Below are 17,085 nucleotides of genomic sequence, written 5' to 3' on the forward strand. Positions count from 1 at the left end.
GTAGTATTTTTGTATTCGTATATATCAGGCAAAAGAGATAATTATAAATACAAAGAAATGACCATATCCCGCAAAATGCTGAAATGTTTCACCATCCTTCTGATTGCAGCACAGTCGGTATCATTTGCCGGTACTGAAGAAGCTGAAGAGAGGAAGCTTGTATACAAGTTCGATATGAGAACTGAGGTCATGCCTGCATTATGGAGGCAGACACAGCAGGCATTCACCGAGGCTGAAGAGCTTCAGGCCGACTATATCCTGATCCATATGAACACTTACGGAGGCCTGGTACAGGCTGCCGATTCAATAAGGACCAAAATACTGAACACTGATATACCGGTGATTGTCTTCATAGATAACAACGCCATATCTGCCGGCGCACTCATAGCAATAGCCGCGCAGGAGATATATATGCGATCCGGATCAAGTATCGGGGCGGCGACTGTTGTTGATGCCACCGGTGCGGAGGTACCCGATAAGTTTCAGTCTTTTATGCGGTCTGCAATGCGCGCCACAGCCGAATCGCACGGAAGGGACACCCTGATAACTGAGTCCGACACCATAGTCAAGTGGCGCCGGGATCCGGTAATTGCCGAAGCCATGGTTGACCCTTCTGTCTACATACCAAACATTATAGATACAGGCAAAGTGCTTACCCTCACTGCCGAAGAAGCTATTGAGGCAGGTTATTGTGAAGGAATTGCCTCTACCATAAGTGAAGTCCTCCAAAAAGCAGGGATTGAAAATTATGAGATCATTGAATATGAACTGACTGCCATGGAATCCGTTATCGGTTTCCTTATCCACCCTGTATTTCAAAGTATACTTATTATGATAATTATCGGGGGACTCTATTTTGAGCTGCAGACACCGGGCATTGGGTTCCCCCTCGGAATGGCGTTTCTGGCAGCTATCCTTTACTTTGCCCCGCTGTATTTAGAAGGTATAGCACAAAACTGGGAAATAGCCCTTTTCATAATAGGAGTTATCCTGCTTGCAATTGAGATTTTTGCCATACCCGGTTTCGGGGTGGCAGGTATAGCTGGCCTGGTGCTGATGGTAACCGGACTCACCCTTGCTATGATCGACAATATCGTCTGGGAGTTCGAAGGAGCAGGTCTCAGGCCTTTTATCAGGTCTTTGCTGCTCGTTATATTCAGTTCATTTGTTGCACTTGTTACATCAATTTCTGTCAGCCGGAGACTTCTTGACACGACCGTCTTCTCTCATCTTGTGCTGAGTTCAATTCAGGACAAAGAGCAGGGATATATAGGTGTTGACAATAAATCCCGTGAACTTGTTGGTAAACAGGGAACCGCGTCAACTTCTTTACGACCTTCAGGCAGGGTTGAGGTCGAGTCTGAACAATATGATGCAAAATCGCTCGTTGGTTTCATAGATAAAGGAGAAAAAGTCAAAGTAGTTAAATTTGAAACAGGGCAGATATACGTGGTAAAGGAAATATAACCCTGGGGTCCTTTTTATTGAAAACATTATTTTATCCCGGCAAAATTCATTACTTTTAAGACAGGATTTCAACATTACTAACCCACATAATAACGTGATATGACAATAACATTCAATGAACTACGGAAGATCAAGGACAGTTTGCCGGACGGAAGCATGAGAAAAATAGCTGATGAGCTCAACCTTAGCGTAGAAACAGTCAGGAACTACTTTGGAGGAGCAAATTACGATGAGGGAGAAACAGTCGGCATACATCTTGAAAAAGGACCCAACGGAGGAATAGTTGTATTGGATGACACCACTATACTTGATATGGCAAAAGATATACTTGCAAAAGAGGGTGTCAACTGATGAGCATCAGATGATAATTGATTATGTGATTATGGCAGGGAAGCACGCTTTTCTGCCATTTTTTTATATATGGATAACAGGATAACAATAATCATAAAAAGTGCAGAGGAGCTTCATCTCACAACTCTCTACAGCTACTGCATGAATCTGTTTAAAGGGCAGAAACTGCCCTCCCATGACCATGACCACCATCTGAGAGTATGGCACTATACAAAAGAGATGATAACTATGCTGCCTCATGGACTAAGGGAGTTTAACAGAAATGACATCGAGCAGCTGATGCTTGCCGTATTCTTTCATGACACAGGCCTTACCGTTACATTGAGTGAAGATCACGGTTCAGAAAGTGCTATAATACTCAAAAGGTTCCTGGACCGGAACCGGTGCGCTTTCCCGGCAGATACTGCAATGGCTGTTTCAGCCGTCGAGCAGCATGACAAAAAAGAGATTCTTGAAACGGGCGAGAGCGGCTTGGTGCCCGGCATTCCAATAATAGTCTCCCTGTGTGATGATCTTGATGCCTACGGACCTGCAGGGATTCTTCGCTATGCTGAAATATATCTCCTGCGTGGCATCACTTTTGCCGAACTTCCCGGGAAAGTGCTGAAAAATTTGGACTTAAGGTTCAGAAGGTTTACACAGCAGAACTGGATGCCGGTTGATCTTATTGCAAAGCATGAAAAGAGATACAATTATACACGCGATTTCTATGAAACTATGGCGCAGCAAAATAAGGTACTGCAAAAAGAGATCATCAGATGCTATATGGATTACCACAAGACAACAGGAGGAAGCCTTCAGGGATTTGCTGTAAATCTTTTGAACGGCAAAAATGAAGATTTCAGGAACTTTGGCTGCGACCTGTTGGCTGATATGGAAAGTGAGCCACAATGCAGCACATAAATCATTCCAAACCAGTGTGTATTTAGTTTCAGTATTTTTTATCTTGCATTTTAAACATGCCGGCCAATGGATGAGTTGTTTCAGGATTTTATAAAAACCAACGATCTTTTCACACATGATGACAGGATCCTGCTTGGGCTCAGCGGTGGGATTGATTCGATGGTCATGCTGCATCTTATGACAAGTGCAGGATTGGATGTATACGCAGCACATTGCAATTTCAAACTAAGGGGGGCGGAATCAGATGAAGATCAGATTTTTGTTGAAAGCGAATGCCGCCGGCAAAACATACGGTTTATTCCCGGCGCTTTTAACACAAAAGAATATGCAGCAGAAAAGGGGATATCGCTTCAGATGGCAGCACGAGAGCTGAGGTATGAATGGTTCTTAAAACTCCTGGGTGACCTGGACTGCAGGTACGTTGCAATTGCCCATAACAAGAATGACGTTGCCGAAACCTTTTTAATTAACCTCTTGAGGGGTACAGGCCTCAGGGGGTTGACAGGGATCAGGCCCAAAACAGGCAGTATTGTAAGGCCCCTTCTATTTGCAGACAGAAAATCCATATCAGAATATGCATCACATCATAATATCCTCCACAGGGAAGATTCCAGTAATTATGAAACAAAGTATTTACGGAACTATGTCAGGCATGCAATAATTCCGGAATTTGAAAAAATATCTCCAGGCTTCATCGGCAACATATATGATACTGCCGGCCGGCTCAAAGAAGCTGATGCTATTTTTTCGGAAACTATTGAGAATAAGTTTTCATACCTGTTTGAGAGTCAAGGCAATGATTATATTGTAAGTATTAATTCGTTGTCCGGCCTCCATCCCCTGCCGGCATATCTGTATGGGTTCCTCAAAAGATGGAATTTCCCCAGGGAAGTCACCGAGGATATACTGGTTGCGATGCAGGGCGGAACTTCAGGAAAACAGTTCTATTCACCGACACACCGGTTGATAAGAGACAGGGAGCACCTTATAATTACAGCTCTCCCCGTACACGGACTTACCCGGTACTATATTGATGAAGATTCAACTACACTCAGTGAGCCGCTCAATATGAGAATTTCAAAACACAGGCATCAACCGGGTTTTAAAATACCGGCTGACAGAAATATTGCCTGTGTTGATGCAGGCATGCTCCATTATCCGCTTCTGCTCAGAAAGTGGCAGAAGGGCGACTATTTTCAGCCCCTTGGCATGGGTGGGTTGAAAAAACTGAGTGATTTCTTTATAGATAACAAGTTTTCCATAGCTCAAAAAGAGAGAGTCTGGATACTTGCCTCCGGGTCAAGGATAGTCTGGATTGCAGGCCACAGGCTGGATGACAGGTTCAGGATCACCGAACGCACAAAAGACATACTCATGATCGAGATTCTTGAATGACATGACTTTCAGGCTTAATCCTCCTCCGGAAATACTCAAAGAAAGTAACATTCATAAGAACAAGGAAAAGTCCGTAGATTACATCTTCAACCGGAATTGTGAATATCCTGAGCGACAGGTTATGGTTGTTATCGTACCACACCACCTGCTCTTCAATAAAGGAACCTGTCAATATCCCGTTGATAATAAGGAACGGCAACAACAATATTGCATAAGACAGGTAGAATCTTCCCATGTAGGGAGATTTGAGTACAAGTTCATGATATAATATAAATGTGGCAGCAAGTATAAAGGTGACCGAAGTATATAACTTTGAAAGATTGAAAACAGCAATAATGAGAAGGCCCGCTGCAAGTACAAATGAAACCGGCCTGGAGTATTTTGCCGGCAGGTCCCGTTTTACAAAGTACTTCAGGGTGTCATATGTAAACACACAGGCAAAGGGGATCGTAATAAAAAACAACACCTCTTCCAACGGGAGATTTACTATATATATGCCTGTAAGATATCTTGGGTTAAACCCCCAGATCCCCATGCCTGTAAAAAGCATGTCCCATAAAATAAAAAACAGTCCGGTAATCGCTATTGCAGGAAACAGAAATTTCCACCTGGCAAAGAAATAATTCCGTTTGTCAAAGCTTATAACAAAAGGAAAAAGGATTGCGAAAATATTTATCAGCAGATATGTGTACATGATTGTTGTTATTTTTTTACCAGCTCTCTCAGTTTTTCTTTTACCCTGGGATATGCAATCAGGAACCACACAGTGTATTTGCCGGGGTTATCTTTCATGTCGTCGTCAAGCTCATCCAGGTCTGCATAAATGAACTCATCTACCTCATCCCGGTCCGGCCGCGGTTCCTCATCGCTGATACCTATTAAAACATGGTCGAATTCATGTTCAGTAAGACCATTGTCAAACTCCGCCCTGTAGATAAACGAAAAGGACTTATGGAGCTGTCCATCCATCCCCATCTCCTCGTACAACCTTCTTTTTGCAGCTGCTTGCACATCTTCTCCGTGCCGCGGGTGACTGCAACAGGTATTGGTCCACAAACCCGGAGAATGATATTTGGCTGCAGCCCTTCTCTGAAGCAGCAGTTCCCCCCTGCTGTTAACCACGAAAACCGAGAACGCTCTGTGCAACACACCTTTTTTATGAGCCTCAATCTTTTCCATGGTACCTGTTTCCATGTCATTTTCATCAACTAATACCACTTTCTCTTTCGTCATCAGGGTAGATCAGTTTAATTTGAAATATGATAAAACCAACAGCCAGTATTTCTTTGAGTCAGGAATTCTGACCCTCTTTTTCAGCAGAGCGGTTGTCGGGGTTTTCCTGATCTTTTTGAAAAGACTGTAATAATATATATATGCTATATAAACACCCCTTTTTGCTGATGAGGGAAGCTTTTTGATACCGTCGTAACCATGCCTGAAATCCCTTTCAATGTCCTCTTCGATCCTTATTCTGTCTGTTTCACTGAAATTCTCAAGGTCAACTCCGGGAAAGTAGGTCCGGCCCAGTGTACTGTAATCAGCATGGAGATCCCTCAGAAAATTGATCTTCTGGAAGGCCGAGCCAAGGCTCATGGCATGGGGCTTCAGTTCCTGGTATTTACCATCATCTCCCTCAAGAAAAACCCGCAGGCACATAAGTCCGACAACTTCGGCCGATCCAAGTATATACCTTTCATAACCACTGTTGTCATATGATCTTTTTTCAAGGTCCATCTCCATACTGTTCAGAAAAGTATCGACAAGGTCTCTCTCAATCCCGTACTTGTTTACAACATGCTGAAAACTGTTGAGTACCGGATTAAGGCTAATACCATCGCTTATAGCCTGATGTGTGTCTTTCCTGAAATCCTTAAGCAGTCTCTCCTTGTCATATGCATGAAATGTATCAACAATTTCGTCTGCCAGTCTTACAAATCCGTATATTCCATATACAGGATCATGAAACTTCCTGTCGAAGACCCTTATTCCAAGGCTGAAGGAGGTGCTGTATGCAATAGTGGTCATTTTGCTGGCCCTGAATGATACTTTGTCGTAAAGTTCCTTCATTTTCCTCGCATTTTAATAATTTCGCCGGCAGCAACCTCACCGCTGATAATGGTGGGAGGCACACCGGGACCCGGTGTCGTCAGTTGTCCGGCATAAACCAGATTCCTTACTTTTCCGGATAAAAGACTGGGTTTGAGAACAGCCGTTTGCATCAGGGTGTTTCCAAGCCCGTAAGCATTTCCTTTATAGGCGTTGTAATCGGCGGCAAAATCCTTATGTGCATAACTTTTTCTGAGAATAACATGGTTCCTCATAGGTTCACCAGTCAAATGTTCCAGCCGGTCCATGACAATATTGTAATAGTTTTCCCTCGTTTCATCTTTGTCCGCCAGGCCTGAAGCCACAGGTATCAGCACCACCAGGTTTTCTTTACCCTCAGGAGCAACTGAAGGGTCTGTCTTTGATGTTACCGAGGTATACAGAAGCGGTTTGGAGGGCCATTTCTTTTGCTCAAAAATTTCGCTTGAATGAACCTGGAAATCCTCATCAAACATGAGGTTATGATGAATAAGGTTCTCATATTTACGGTCAAGACCGATATAGAAAAGCAAAGATGAAGGTGCCATTTCCCTGCTGTTCCAGTATTTTTCACTGTACTTTTCCATGCCATCAGGAAGCAGTGAGTGCTCAATATGATGATAGTCAGCCGCGCCCACAATATAATCGCCGCTGTAAAGCTCCCCGCCTGCTTGAACACCGGTGGCTCTGCCATTTTTTACAATAATTTTTTCAACCGGCTTGTTATAAAGAAATTCAACACCAAGTGAACGTGCAAGCTTCTCAAAACCTTTCACCACCTCGTACATACCTCCCATCGGATACCAAGTTCCAAGTCCCATATCAGCGTAATTCATCAGACTGTAAAGGGCAGGTGTCTTTTTTGGAGTGGCACCCAGAAATATTACCGGAAACTCAAGCAGCGGCCATAGGCGTGGATCTTTGAAGTTTTTCCTGACGTAACTATGAAATGATCTGAGCAGATCAAGTTTGAATACCCCCTTTACAACCTCCCACTCTACATATTCAAAGATCGATTTTGCAGGTTTGTACACCAGGCGGGTCATCCCTACCCGGTATTTGTATTCAGCCTCCTTAAGGAACCTGTCAAGTTTTACCCCGCTTCCCTTTTCAATGCTCTCAAAAAGTCCGATCACATTGTCCCGTCCCGCCGGCACATCGACTATCTCGTCTTTACTGTAAAAAACCCTGTAGGATGGATCAAGCCTGAGAAGCTTGTAATAATCGGACGCCTGTTTACCGAAAAGACCGAAAAACCTTTCAAAAACATCAGGAAGCCAGTACCAGCTCGGTCCCATGTCATATAAAAATCCATTTTCCTCATAATTCCTTGCACGGCCGCCGGGAATGCTGTTCTTTTCAATCACAGTAACCGAAAACCCCGCATTTGCAAGAACTGATGCAGCTGATAACCCGGCAAAACCAGCCCCTATGACCAATACTTTTTTTGACATTTTTTTGTTAATTTGAAGTAATACAAACCTTAAACACAACAAAGAAAGCTTTGTTCAAATAATGGTAAATACAAACCGGGCAGAACTAATATATATGCCGGTTTGGTACTTATTGAGAAATATTCATCGGGAACAAAAACAATGTTTCTTTACTCCCGGAGTTTTCCTGCTATTCAGTGTAAGCCGCACTGTCAGGTTGCTTTAAAGGTATTGTGACAATAAAAACAGAACCTTCCCCCGGTGATGATTCAAGATCTATGGTGCCTCCCAGTAATTCCGCATAAGATTTCGCAATGAACAGTCCAAGTCCGCTGCCACCGTATTCGCCGGTTGCATCTTTTGTGCCCTGCCTGAAGCGGTCAAAGATTACCCCATGCAGTTCTTCGGGTATTCCAACTCCGGTATCACTCACCGATAACCTTAATTGATCCATCTCTCCCCTGCAGGCAACCACAATTTTTCCGTTACGGGTAAATTTCAATGCATTATTTAACAGGTTGCAGATGATCTGGTTCAGCTTTGTCTCATCAGTCATTAAATACTGATCACTTCCGGTTAGTTCAATATCAAGTGACAGGTTATTGTTATTCTCTAAGGCCTGTATCTGATACTGTTCAATAATGCGGGTAAGCAGTGTTCTGATACCGGTCTTTTTGAATAATAACCTTACCTGTCCGGCCTCGATGGCAGCAATATCAAAAATATCGTCAATTATTGCCAGAAGCTGGCTGCTGCTGTGTTGTATAATTCCTGCATATTTCTCAATGTCCTTCTTGTCCGTTTCTTCCCTGTCAAGAAGTTCGCTGAACCCAACAATGGCATTAAGCGGAGTACGGATCTCATGAGAAAGATTATTCAGGAATGCCGTCTTCAGCCTGTCACTCTCCTCTGCCCGGTCCCTGGCATTGATCAGCTCCTGCTCCATCTTTTTTCCCGGGGTAATATCCTCGTATGTACCCAGAACGCCTATTATATCGCCATTAATATCTGTGAGAGGAACCTTGTTGGTTTTCAGCCATATCCTGCCTCCGTCAGGCGTTGTTTGCGGTTCTTCATAATTCAGTTTGGGTTTTCCCGTCTCCATAACCATCCTGTCATCGCGACGGTAAAGCTCAGCCTGGTCAATCCAGCCCATCTGGTAATCATCCAGGCCGGCAAGTTCGTCGGGACTGTCAAAACCGGCATCCCGGGCAAAAGGAATGTTGCATCCAAGGTAGCGGCTGTTGTTATCCTTCCAGAAGACCCGGATAGGAATGGAATCTATTATAAGCCGGAGCATCTTTCTTGATTCTTCGAGAGCCATTCTCGCCTCTTCCCGGTAAGTAATATCCTGCACTATGCCAACTGACTTAACGGGACTTCCCTCATCGTTGTAGCTTGTCCGGCATCTTTCAAGGACAAATTTTACCCGGCCGTCTTTCATAAGCAGCCGGTGTTCGATTTCATATGGTTTTCTGGTCTCCAGTGATCTGTGGTATGCAGTATCTACGGCACTCCTGTCCTCCGGATGAACCGCCTCAATAAATGCATCATAGGAGGCCCCGAACTTACCTTTGTCTATTTCAAAAATATCGAATATCGTATCCGACCATTCAAGGCGACCGGTTGACAGATCGTGTTCCCATCTGCCCATGCCGGCAATCTTATTGGCCTCCATAAGTGCCGCCTCTCTGTCGGATAGCCTGGCAACCATTTTGCGGTACTGCTCCTGCCTGGCAAAAAGGATAAAAAGCAAAAGGGTGGCAACCGGATAGATGGTTAGAACAGGCATTCCAATAACCGGTATCACTTCTGAAGCGATCTGCCCCGGAAGGAAAACTGCCAGTATTAGCATATTCACATGAACAACCAGGGCCAGGACAAAATAATGAACTAACCCTGGAGACCATCCCAGCTTCTTTCTGAGGTAATTGAAAAGCAGACCCATAAATCCGGACTGTATGATCACCAGCACCCCCATCAGGGTGCCTGCACCACCCAGGAATATCCTGTAGGATGAGCTTATAAGCATTGCAATTATAACCGGCACAGGTCCGCCAAATACACCGGCTGTAACAAGGATAATCGACCTCCCGTCAAAAATGACTCCCGGTTGAAGCTCAACTGAGTTTAGCATGCCTGTTACAGCCACGAGCCCAAAAAGGGTTCCTGACAGGGCCCTGAACCTCTTAGATCCAGGGCCAAGATATCTTAATAACAATGAATGGATAACACTCAGTGTTACAAGCAGTGTAATATTATTCAGCAGCGATATATAGATCATGGGGCAGGTTTCGCAAAATGACAGTTAAAACCTATTCATACGCAATATAATATATTTATACTTTTATTTATGCTTATGCCTGCAATTAATTACTGCGCATTCGTCTGACCACAGTGGAAAATATTTTTTGCATATTTGCATTGCAACCACCACCATAATGCCAGCTCCGGTTTAATCCGGCAATCAAAAATTTTAAAATCAGCAATTATGACAAGACACATATTGACCATCAGGATAATTATCCTTGCACTGGTTCCGGCTTTTATCCTGTCCTGTACTCCGGCCACGGTAGAGGACCTTCCAATGATCATAAATATCGAAGATAACTGGCAGTTCAGGCAGTCCGGCACCAGCGATTGGCTCCCTGCAGAAGTGCCGGGCACCGTTCATACCGACCTGCTGGCAAACGGTATTATCGATGATTTTTTCTGGCGTACAAATGAAGATGATGCGCAGTGGATAGAGGAGGCAGACTGGGAGTACCTTACCACTTTTATGGTGGATGCCGGAATGCTCGAAAGGGATGTTGCCGAGCTGGAGTTTCACGGACTTGACACCTATGCCAATGTTTACCTGAACGGCCATCACATATTGACTTCAGACAATATGTTCGTGGGCCACCGTATCAGCTGCCGGGAGTTGTTGATTGAGGGTGAAAACGAGCTGCGTATACTGTTCCTTTCCCCCGTAAGGGTGGGTATGGAAAAGCTTCAGCAGGTCGACTACCATATCCCCGCCACCAATGAGCAGGCGCCACGTGGCAGTCAAACCAGTGTTTTTACACGCAAGGCCCCTTTCCATTACGGATGGGACTGGGGGCCGCGGCTTGTCACCTCCGGAATATGGCGGCCCGTCAGGCTCACAGCATGGAACAGCGCCAGGATATCAGACCTCTATCTTGAGACTACCGTGGCCGGCAATGACAGGGCCGTGGTTTCTGCAGGTGTTGAGATTTATTCCCTTACCGGGGAAGAGTACGTCCTCTCGCTCTACATAAACGGGAAACACTCCGGCATTACCAATGCTATTGCAGCACAGCCCGGGCACAACGAAGCAGGGCTGGGCATTGAAATCGACAATCCCCGTTTGTGGTGGACAAACGGCCTTGGAGAACCTTACCTCTACGATCTAAGCTTCAGGCTGGAAAAGGATGGAAAGTTAATCAGCAGATACGATATCGACTACGGGGTACGCACTGTTAAGCTGGTACAGGAGCCTGATGAAACCGGCCACTCATTCCACTTCGAGGTAAACGGGGTCCCTGTCTTTATGAAAGGAGCCAACATCATACCCTCCGAAACGCTTACTCCGCGTACGACTGATGAAATGTATGAAAACCTGATTGAAAATGCTTTGAGTGCTAACATGAACATGCTCAGGGTCTGGGGCGGCGCCATTTACGAGGAGGACTATTTCTATGAGCTGTGCGACCGTAACGGACTACTGGTGTGGCAGGATTTCATGTTTGCCTGCAACCTGCAGCCCGGCGACGAGGCCCACCTTGAGAACATCAAAAGAGAAGCCGAATACAACGTGCGAAGGCTGAGGAACCGCACCTCCATAGCCCTCTGGTGCGGCAATAACGAGAATCTGCACGGCTGGCACCATTGGGGATGGCAGGACCTGTACACGCCTGAGCAGAGGGATTTCATGTGGCGCACCTACGAGCGCATCTTCCACGAAATACTTCCTGGTGTGGTTTCTGAACTTGATCCCAAAAACGACTACTGGTCCTCCTCCCCCTCGTCGGTCGGCAATACTCTGGCTGACCGTAGGTCGGGTGATGAGCATGACTGGACCGTATGGTTCGGACAACAGCCGTTCTCAAACTATGGTAATAACGTACCCCGCTTCGTCAGCGAGTGGGGCATGCAGGCATTTCCGGGAATGCATACAATCGAAAGCTTCACCCTGCCCGAAGACCATGACATCGACTCGGAAGTTATGAGGCACAGGCAACGGAGCGACATGTCATGGCTGGCGCCCGGTTTTGACGGCAACGACATGATCAGGTGGTACATGGAGATGTACTACAGGGTACCTGAAAGCTTTAAAGATTTTACGTATGTCAGCCAGTTGCTGCAGGCTAAGGGATACCGCACCGCCATAGAGTCGCACAGGAGGGCAATGCCCCATTGCATGGGCACACTTTACTGGCAGCTAAACGATTGCTGGCCTACCGTCTCATGGTCTACCGTCGATTACCACAACCGCTGGAAAGCTTCTCACTACGCTGTAAGGGATGCATATGAGGAGGTTATCGTTTCGCCCGTTATCGAAGAAGACAATATCAATATCTACGTGGTATCAGACAGGCTTGAACCCTTCGAGGCAGAGCTGATGCTGTCGCTTATCGATTTTTCAGGAAACGAATTGTGGAGCGAAACGGTAGAGGTCAGCATACCGGCAAACACAGCGACTCTTGTTCACTCCGTCGCAGAGCCATCATTGCCGGCCGGCGACCGGCCCGGCAGTATAGTTTTGACGGCTGATCTGCTGTCAGCGGCAGGGGTTGTTGCCGCCAACACTCTTTACTTTACTGCGCCCAGGTACCAGGAGCTTCCCGATGCACAGGTCTCAATTAACCTTACAGCCGGCCAGGGGAGCTACACTGTTGACCTTTCTAGCGATATGCTGGCCAGGAACGTTTATCTGCAGACCGAAGATCCTGATGCAACATTCAGCAGCAACTTTTTCGACCTCCTGCCCGGCAGGAATGCAACAGTTGAGATTTATACATCACAGCCACTTGGCCCCGATGATATAAAAATAATAACACTCAACGACCTGAAGCATAATCGCTGAGATGTCGCGGCCGGTATGGCGGATTCCTGATTTTACAAAACAATTCATCGGTGGGGTTGCAATTGACCGGCAGATACCATAAATTTGAAACCGTCTGTAACGGCATGATTGCACTGAAAATCCTTAACCAAATAACCTAAACCTTAAAAAAATGGAAAACCAGAATCACAAAGGAGCAGCAATAGTAGCGCTCATGGCTGTTTTTACCCTGGCAATTTGTTTTATCATACTGGGTTCGGTATCCACCGAACTGATGACTCACCTGGGCATTAACGAGGGACAGTTCGGCACGCTGGTGCTTGGGATGTTCCTTACCAGTTGTATTGTCCAGCTGTTTGTCGGACCGATGGTCGACAAGATCGGATACAAACCGGTGGCTTTTTTCGGGTTTGTTGTTACTGCTCTCAGCATGCTTCTTCTCTCCTTTGCAACCAGTTTCGGTTTTGCACTTTTCGCATGTATACTGATGGGTTTCGGTGCGATGTCGCTTAACACCGTAGGAAATACCCTTATACCGGTCGTGCTCTTCCAGGGCAATGACCCGGCGCGTGCCAGCAATTTCGGCAATGCATTTTTCGGACTTGGATACATAGTCACCCCCCTTCTTATAGTTTTCATGTTTGATTCCCTGGGTATGAGTTACAATGCCGCACTTATAGTCCTTGCCGTCTTTATGTTGATATTCCTGATTTTTTCGTTATCTGCAACTTATCCTAAAGTTTCCATCGGGTTTGAATTTACCATGGCTTTCAAGGTACTGGTAAAACCCGCGGTTATTATTGCCGCTATTGCGCTCTTCTGCTATATCTCCCTGGAAATATCAATGGGAACCTGGATACGGTCACTGATGAACGAGCTTTATTCTGACGCCGGAGTCACCGGAGTGTCAGCAAAATCGGGTATAGTCCTGAGCCTGTTTGGTGTGTCTATGATGGCAGGCCGTTTCCTTACGTCAACAATCAAAAACCTTACGGCAATAGGTGGAAAGGTGATAGTGGTCATGTCGGTGGTTTCCCTGGGGGCAATCCTGTTGATGGTAGCAGCGAAAAGTCCTGCACTGGGAATATTTGCGGTAATTCTGGCCGGACTGGCATTTGCACCCATCTTCCCCACTATTGTCGGTGTTACATTCGGGAAATTCAACCCCAGCCTTTACGGAAGTATTTTCGGAATCATGTTCTCGGTAGGGCTTCTTGGAGGCACCTTTGTACCCAATATCATAGGTAATCTGAGTGTTGATGCAACTGTTCAGCAAAGCCTTATGATAGCGGCAGTTATGGCCGGCATACTTGTTCTGATATCACTGTTCATTGGCAGCGTGGGAAAACCGAAAGAGAGCTGATCTTCCCGGGACCAGGTCCCTGCGAATAGCACGGGCAGATCGTACAACTATGGAATTGCTTATCACGCGACCGGCCGGGAGCCGGTCGTGTAATATTTCCCGGATCAATGAAGGTTAGGGCTGCTGAAGCACAAACCTGAAGGTGAACTTGAGTGTCTGCCCGAATATCTCCTGTATATCACATCTCGGCATGGACATTACGGCCCTGCGGCTCTCTTCGATCAGAGCCGTGTGCCTTGCCGATTGGCAGATCCGGATACCTTCGGGAGCATAAGTGACTACAACTATCTCATCAAGTTCAATGTAATCTCGTACCGGCTGGAGTTCGAGTATTTCATTCACCCTGCCGTTATTGCTTATCCTGGCATACAGCTCAACCGTGCCGGCCTGACCCTCTTCGGCAGCAGCTTTTGGATAGGTGATGTTCCTTGCCAGGAACCTTCTTATAGCATTGATCGAACACAGATCATCATCAGATACTGTAACAGCATCCTCAGAAATTGTCGCAGCTGTACTCCCCGTAACAGTTTTTAAATACCCTGCCTCCGCGATCTGTGCCTCAACAGTAATAACGAAAAAGACTGCAAAACACAGTGAAATGGCAATGACACCGGGATAAGGGTGGCTGACACTGGTCGAACTCTCTATATCCTTCATGGCGAAAGATTTTATATTAAAATATTAAGGCAAGTTATAAATAAACGTATCAACTTCCAATTCTATTTCACAGAAGCTTCATATAGTCAGCCCGGCTACATAACAACACGAACCGGTATCTTCATAGAGTCAGCCCGGCTACATAACAACACGAACCGGTGGATTCAGATCATCCGAACGCTTTCCTGAGCATCTCAATGCTTTTCGGAACAGCTGTTTCAGGATCCTCCTGCCCTTCAAATTCAAGAGATATATACCCCCTGTAATTGTGCTTGCGCAGTATTTCAGCATAGATGTTGTAATCCAGGTCAAGCGTGTACCAGTTACCACCGCCGTAATAGGTTTTTGCCTGTACGAGTACAGCTTTTTCGGCTATCATGTCAAACTGCTCATATTTGTCGTCGAAAAAGTTTCCCGTATCTGCTGTAACCTGCAACCAGGGAGAATCAATTTCGTTCACAATTCTCATCACTCCCTTAGCAGTGCGACCCAGTCCCCAATGGTTTTCAAGTCCGAGAACTACACCATACTCCTCTGCCATAGGCAGAAGCTGCTCAATAGAGTCGATAACCCATCCAAAGCCCTCTTCGTCGGTGTATCCCTCCAGAACAGGTTCAATACCCTTGTTCGCCATCAGGTCGTCGAACGATCGTATTGTTCCCCAGCGCCCTGTATTGATCCTGATCGTGGGAATACCAAGCCTGTGCGCAATATCAATCTGTTTCCTTGTTCGTTCAATATTCTGGTCACGTACATCTTTTTCGGGCGAAACAAAATCCTGGTGAGTGGAAAGACCCATCAGGGGTTGTCCGGCATGCAAAGCAATCCTTTTCAGCTTCTGAAGATATGCATTGTCTTCACTGCTCATCTGCACTTTAAGTATTTCCACTCCGTCAGCACCCATTCTTGCTGAACGTTCAATACAGTTCTCAACTGTGGCATCTTCCCTTGTACGGTCGAAATGCCAGAATGAATAGGTTGAAACGCCAATAAGATTTGAATACCCGCGGGGGTGGCCGTCCTCCTTTTTTTCACCGGCGGTTGAAAGTTCCCTGCATGAAGCGGCAGTAACGGCTGCTCCTGCGATTGCCAGATTTTTAATAAAGTTGCGTCTTGACTTTGACATAATTGCAGTTTTTTATTTATTATGTTTGTGCTGCCGGTAAGGCATCTTATGAGGGTCAAATTACAAAATACCTGAATATATTCCATATTATTTCCTGTTAATTCGATATATTTCGCATCTGAACAAATGCCAGACAGATGGACCATAACCACAAATCACCGTCAAGGCGCAGGTTTATAAGCAATACAGCCGGAATGGCAATGCTTGGCGCCTTTGGTGCAGGAAGCCTGCTCTCATCCTGCACCTCCCGCAGGACCGAATACAGAACCCCCGCGTTCCCCGATACCGCACCTGACGGGCCGCCGCTAAAGGCCGGACTGATCGGGTGCGGAGGCAGAGGCACAGGTGCAGCCTCCAACTTCATCAATGCCGGGCCTAACCTTGAACTGACAGCATTGGGTGACGTTTTTCAACACAGGATAGACAGCTGTCGCGAGAGGCTCAGGGAGCGTCACGGTGTTGAGATTGCCGATGAGAACTGTTTTACAGGATTTGATGCCTACAAGCAGGTTATAGACTCCGGCGTGGATATCATACTCTGTGCCGCACCACCACACTTCCGCCCCTTGCATTTTGAGGCCGCCGTACAGGCAAGAAAGCACTGTTTCCTTGAAAAACCGGTATCAGTCGACCCCTGGGGATCAAGGTCGGTAATGGCTACGGGTAAGATGGCTGAATCAGCAGGACTTTCGGTTGTTGCGGGCACCCAGTACAGGCACATGAGAGATTATGTCGCTGCTTTCGACATGGTAAAGAACGGTGCTATCGGCGACCTGGTCTCCGCCAACTGTTATTACAATATCGGCGCACTGTGGCATGTAAACAGGCAGCCGGGCTGGAGCGATATGGAAGCTATGGTGAGAAACTGGCTCAACTGGTGCTGGCTCTCGGGCGACCATATTGTAGAGCAGCACATACACCAGATAGATGTGCTCAACTGGTTTTTTGAAAAGTACCCTGCCAAAGCAACCGGATTTGGAGGCAGGCATCACAGGCCCACCGGCGATCAGTTCGACTTTTTCAGCATCGATTTCGTATTTGATGACGGCAGGCACTACCAAAGCATGTGCAGGCAGATAAACGGCTGCACAAACTATGTCGGTCAGTGGCTCTACGGCACAAAGGGGTACACGAACTGCCAGAACCAGATATTCGATTATGACGGTAACCTGTTATGGGAATATGACTATCCCGTTGAAGGCACCGGTTCGGAGATGTCAAGGGTGGCCGTCAACCC

Annotated in this window: 14 protein-coding genes; 7 read left to right on the forward strand and 7 right to left on the reverse strand. The window is 46.3% G+C overall.

Annotated features, from left to right (window positions below; translation table 11 throughout):
- Positions 1-75: 75 nt before the first annotated feature.
- The 4 genes from EA408_07670 to tilS all read left to right on the forward strand — a co-directional run bounded on the left by EA408_07670 (position 76) and on the right by tilS (position 4,116).
- Positions 76-1,467: a nodulation protein NfeD gene (locus EA408_07670; GenBank protein TVR72203.1), complete on the forward strand. Its 1,392-nt coding sequence runs from the start codon at positions 76-78 to the stop codon at positions 1,465-1,467.
- Positions 1,468-1,566: 99 nt separating this feature from the next.
- Positions 1,567-1,818, forward strand: a complete 252-nt coding sequence (locus EA408_07675) for a DNA-binding protein (protein TVR72186.1) — start codon at positions 1,567-1,569, stop codon at positions 1,816-1,818.
- A 69-nt stretch (positions 1,819-1,887) separates the two neighbouring features.
- Positions 1,888-2,721: an HD domain-containing protein gene (locus tag EA408_07680; GenBank protein ID TVR72187.1), complete on the forward strand. Its 834-nt coding sequence runs from the start codon at positions 1,888-1,890 to the stop codon at positions 2,719-2,721.
- 66 nt (positions 2,722-2,787) lie between these two features.
- Complete coding sequence (tilS, locus tag EA408_07685; GenBank protein ID TVR72188.1) at positions 2,788-4,116, forward strand: tRNA lysidine(34) synthetase TilS; 1,329 nt, start codon at positions 2,788-2,790, stop codon at positions 4,114-4,116.
- Here tilS and EA408_07690 read toward each other — a convergent pair.
- The 5 genes from EA408_07690 to EA408_07710 all read right to left on the reverse strand — a co-directional run bounded on the left by EA408_07690 (position 4,094) and on the right by EA408_07710 (position 9,918).
- Positions 4,094-4,813, reverse strand: coding sequence for a lycopene cyclase domain-containing protein (locus EA408_07690; GenBank protein ID TVR72204.1), 720 nt, complete (start codon positions 4,811-4,813; stop codon positions 4,094-4,096). The two genes, tilS and EA408_07690, sit on opposite strands and share 23 nt — an antisense overlap.
- 5 nt (positions 4,814-4,818) lie before the next feature.
- Entirely contained in the window at positions 4,819-5,349 is a 531-nt protein-coding gene (locus EA408_07695; GenBank protein ID TVR72189.1) for an isopentenyl-diphosphate Delta-isomerase, read from the reverse strand.
- Between the two features lie 9 nt (positions 5,350-5,358).
- The gene (locus tag EA408_07700; GenBank protein ID TVR72190.1) at positions 5,359-6,183 is read right to left on the reverse strand and encodes a phytoene/squalene synthase family protein; all 825 of its coding nucleotides are present in this window, start codon (positions 6,181-6,183) and stop codon (positions 5,359-5,361) included.
- Positions 6,180-7,655: a phytoene desaturase gene (gene crtI, locus EA408_07705; protein ID TVR72191.1), complete on the reverse strand. Its 1,476-nt coding sequence runs from the start codon at positions 7,653-7,655 to the stop codon at positions 6,180-6,182. Before crtI ends, EA408_07700 begins: the two co-directional genes overlap by 4 nt.
- Before the next feature lie 169 nt (positions 7,656-7,824).
- Positions 7,825-9,918 (reverse strand): PAS domain S-box protein, encoded by a 2,094-nt coding sequence (locus tag EA408_07710; GenBank protein TVR72192.1) that lies wholly within the window; start codon positions 9,916-9,918, stop codon positions 7,825-7,827.
- Between the two features lie 207 nt (positions 9,919-10,125).
- Here EA408_07710 and EA408_07715 point away from each other — a divergent pair, with 207 nt between their 5' ends.
- Both EA408_07715 and EA408_07720 read left to right on the forward strand, forming a co-directional pair.
- Positions 10,126-12,723, forward strand: a complete 2,598-nt coding sequence (locus EA408_07715) for a glycoside hydrolase family 2 protein (GenBank protein TVR72193.1) — start codon at positions 10,126-10,128, stop codon at positions 12,721-12,723.
- Between the two features lie 151 nt (positions 12,724-12,874).
- Positions 12,875-14,065 carry an MFS transporter gene (locus tag EA408_07720; GenBank protein TVR72194.1) on the forward strand — a complete coding sequence of 397 codons (1,191 nt, stop codon included), beginning with the start codon at positions 12,875-12,877 and terminating at the stop codon, positions 14,063-14,065.
- Between the two features lie 114 nt (positions 14,066-14,179).
- Here the strand turns inward: EA408_07720 and EA408_07725 are convergent, their stop codons facing one another.
- On the reverse strand, positions 14,180-14,722 hold the full coding sequence (locus EA408_07725) for a hypothetical protein (GenBank protein TVR72195.1): 543 nt from the start codon (positions 14,720-14,722) through the stop codon (positions 14,180-14,182).
- Positions 14,723-14,891: 169 nt separating this feature from the next.
- On the reverse strand, positions 14,892-15,848 hold the full coding sequence (locus EA408_07730; GenBank protein TVR72196.1) for a sugar phosphate isomerase/epimerase: 957 nt from the start codon (positions 15,846-15,848) through the stop codon (positions 14,892-14,894).
- A 137-nt stretch (positions 15,849-15,985) separates the two neighbouring features.
- Between EA408_07730 and EA408_07735 the strand changes: the two genes are divergently transcribed.
- The coding region (locus EA408_07735) for a gfo/Idh/MocA family oxidoreductase (protein ID TVR72197.1) at positions 15,986-17,085 on the forward strand (1,100 nt) is incomplete at its 3' end.

The sequence above is a fragment of the Marinilabiliales bacterium genome (assembly GCA_007695015.1).
Taxonomy (GTDB): domain Bacteria; phylum Bacteroidota; class Bacteroidia; order Bacteroidales; family PUMT01; genus PXAP01.

Coding starts and splice junctions, on each gene's coding strand:
- EA408_07670 (TVR72203.1), top strand. CDS start 76: ATGCTGAAATGTTTCACCATCCTTCTGATTGCAGCACAGTCGGTATCA.
- EA408_07675 (TVR72186.1), top strand. CDS start 1,567: ATGACAATAACATTCAATGAACTACGGAAGATCAAGGACAGTTTGCCG.
- EA408_07680 (TVR72187.1), top strand. CDS start 1,888: ATGGATAACAGGATAACAATAATCATAAAAAGTGCAGAGGAGCTTCAT.
- tilS (TVR72188.1), top strand. CDS start 2,788: ATGGATGAGTTGTTTCAGGATTTTATAAAAACCAACGATCTTTTCACA.
- EA408_07695 (TVR72189.1), bottom strand. CDS start 5,349: ATGACGAAAGAGAAAGTGGTATTAGTTGATGAAAATGACATGGAAACA.
- EA408_07700 (TVR72190.1), bottom strand. CDS start 6,183: ATGAAGGAACTTTACGACAAAGTATCATTCAGGGCCAGCAAAATGACC.
- crtI (TVR72191.1), bottom strand. CDS start 7,655: ATGTCAAAAAAAGTATTGGTCATAGGGGCTGGTTTTGCCGGGTTATCA.
- EA408_07710 (TVR72192.1), bottom strand. CDS start 9,918: ATGATCTATATATCGCTGCTGAATAATATTACACTGCTTGTAACACTG.
- EA408_07715 (TVR72193.1), top strand. CDS start 10,126: ATGACAAGACACATATTGACCATCAGGATAATTATCCTTGCACTGGTT.
- EA408_07720 (TVR72194.1), top strand. CDS start 12,875: ATGGAAAACCAGAATCACAAAGGAGCAGCAATAGTAGCGCTCATGGCT.
- EA408_07725 (TVR72195.1), bottom strand. CDS start 14,722: ATGAAGGATATAGAGAGTTCGACCAGTGTCAGCCACCCTTATCCCGGT.
- EA408_07730 (TVR72196.1), bottom strand. CDS start 15,848: ATGTCAAAGTCAAGACGCAACTTTATTAAAAATCTGGCAATCGCAGGA.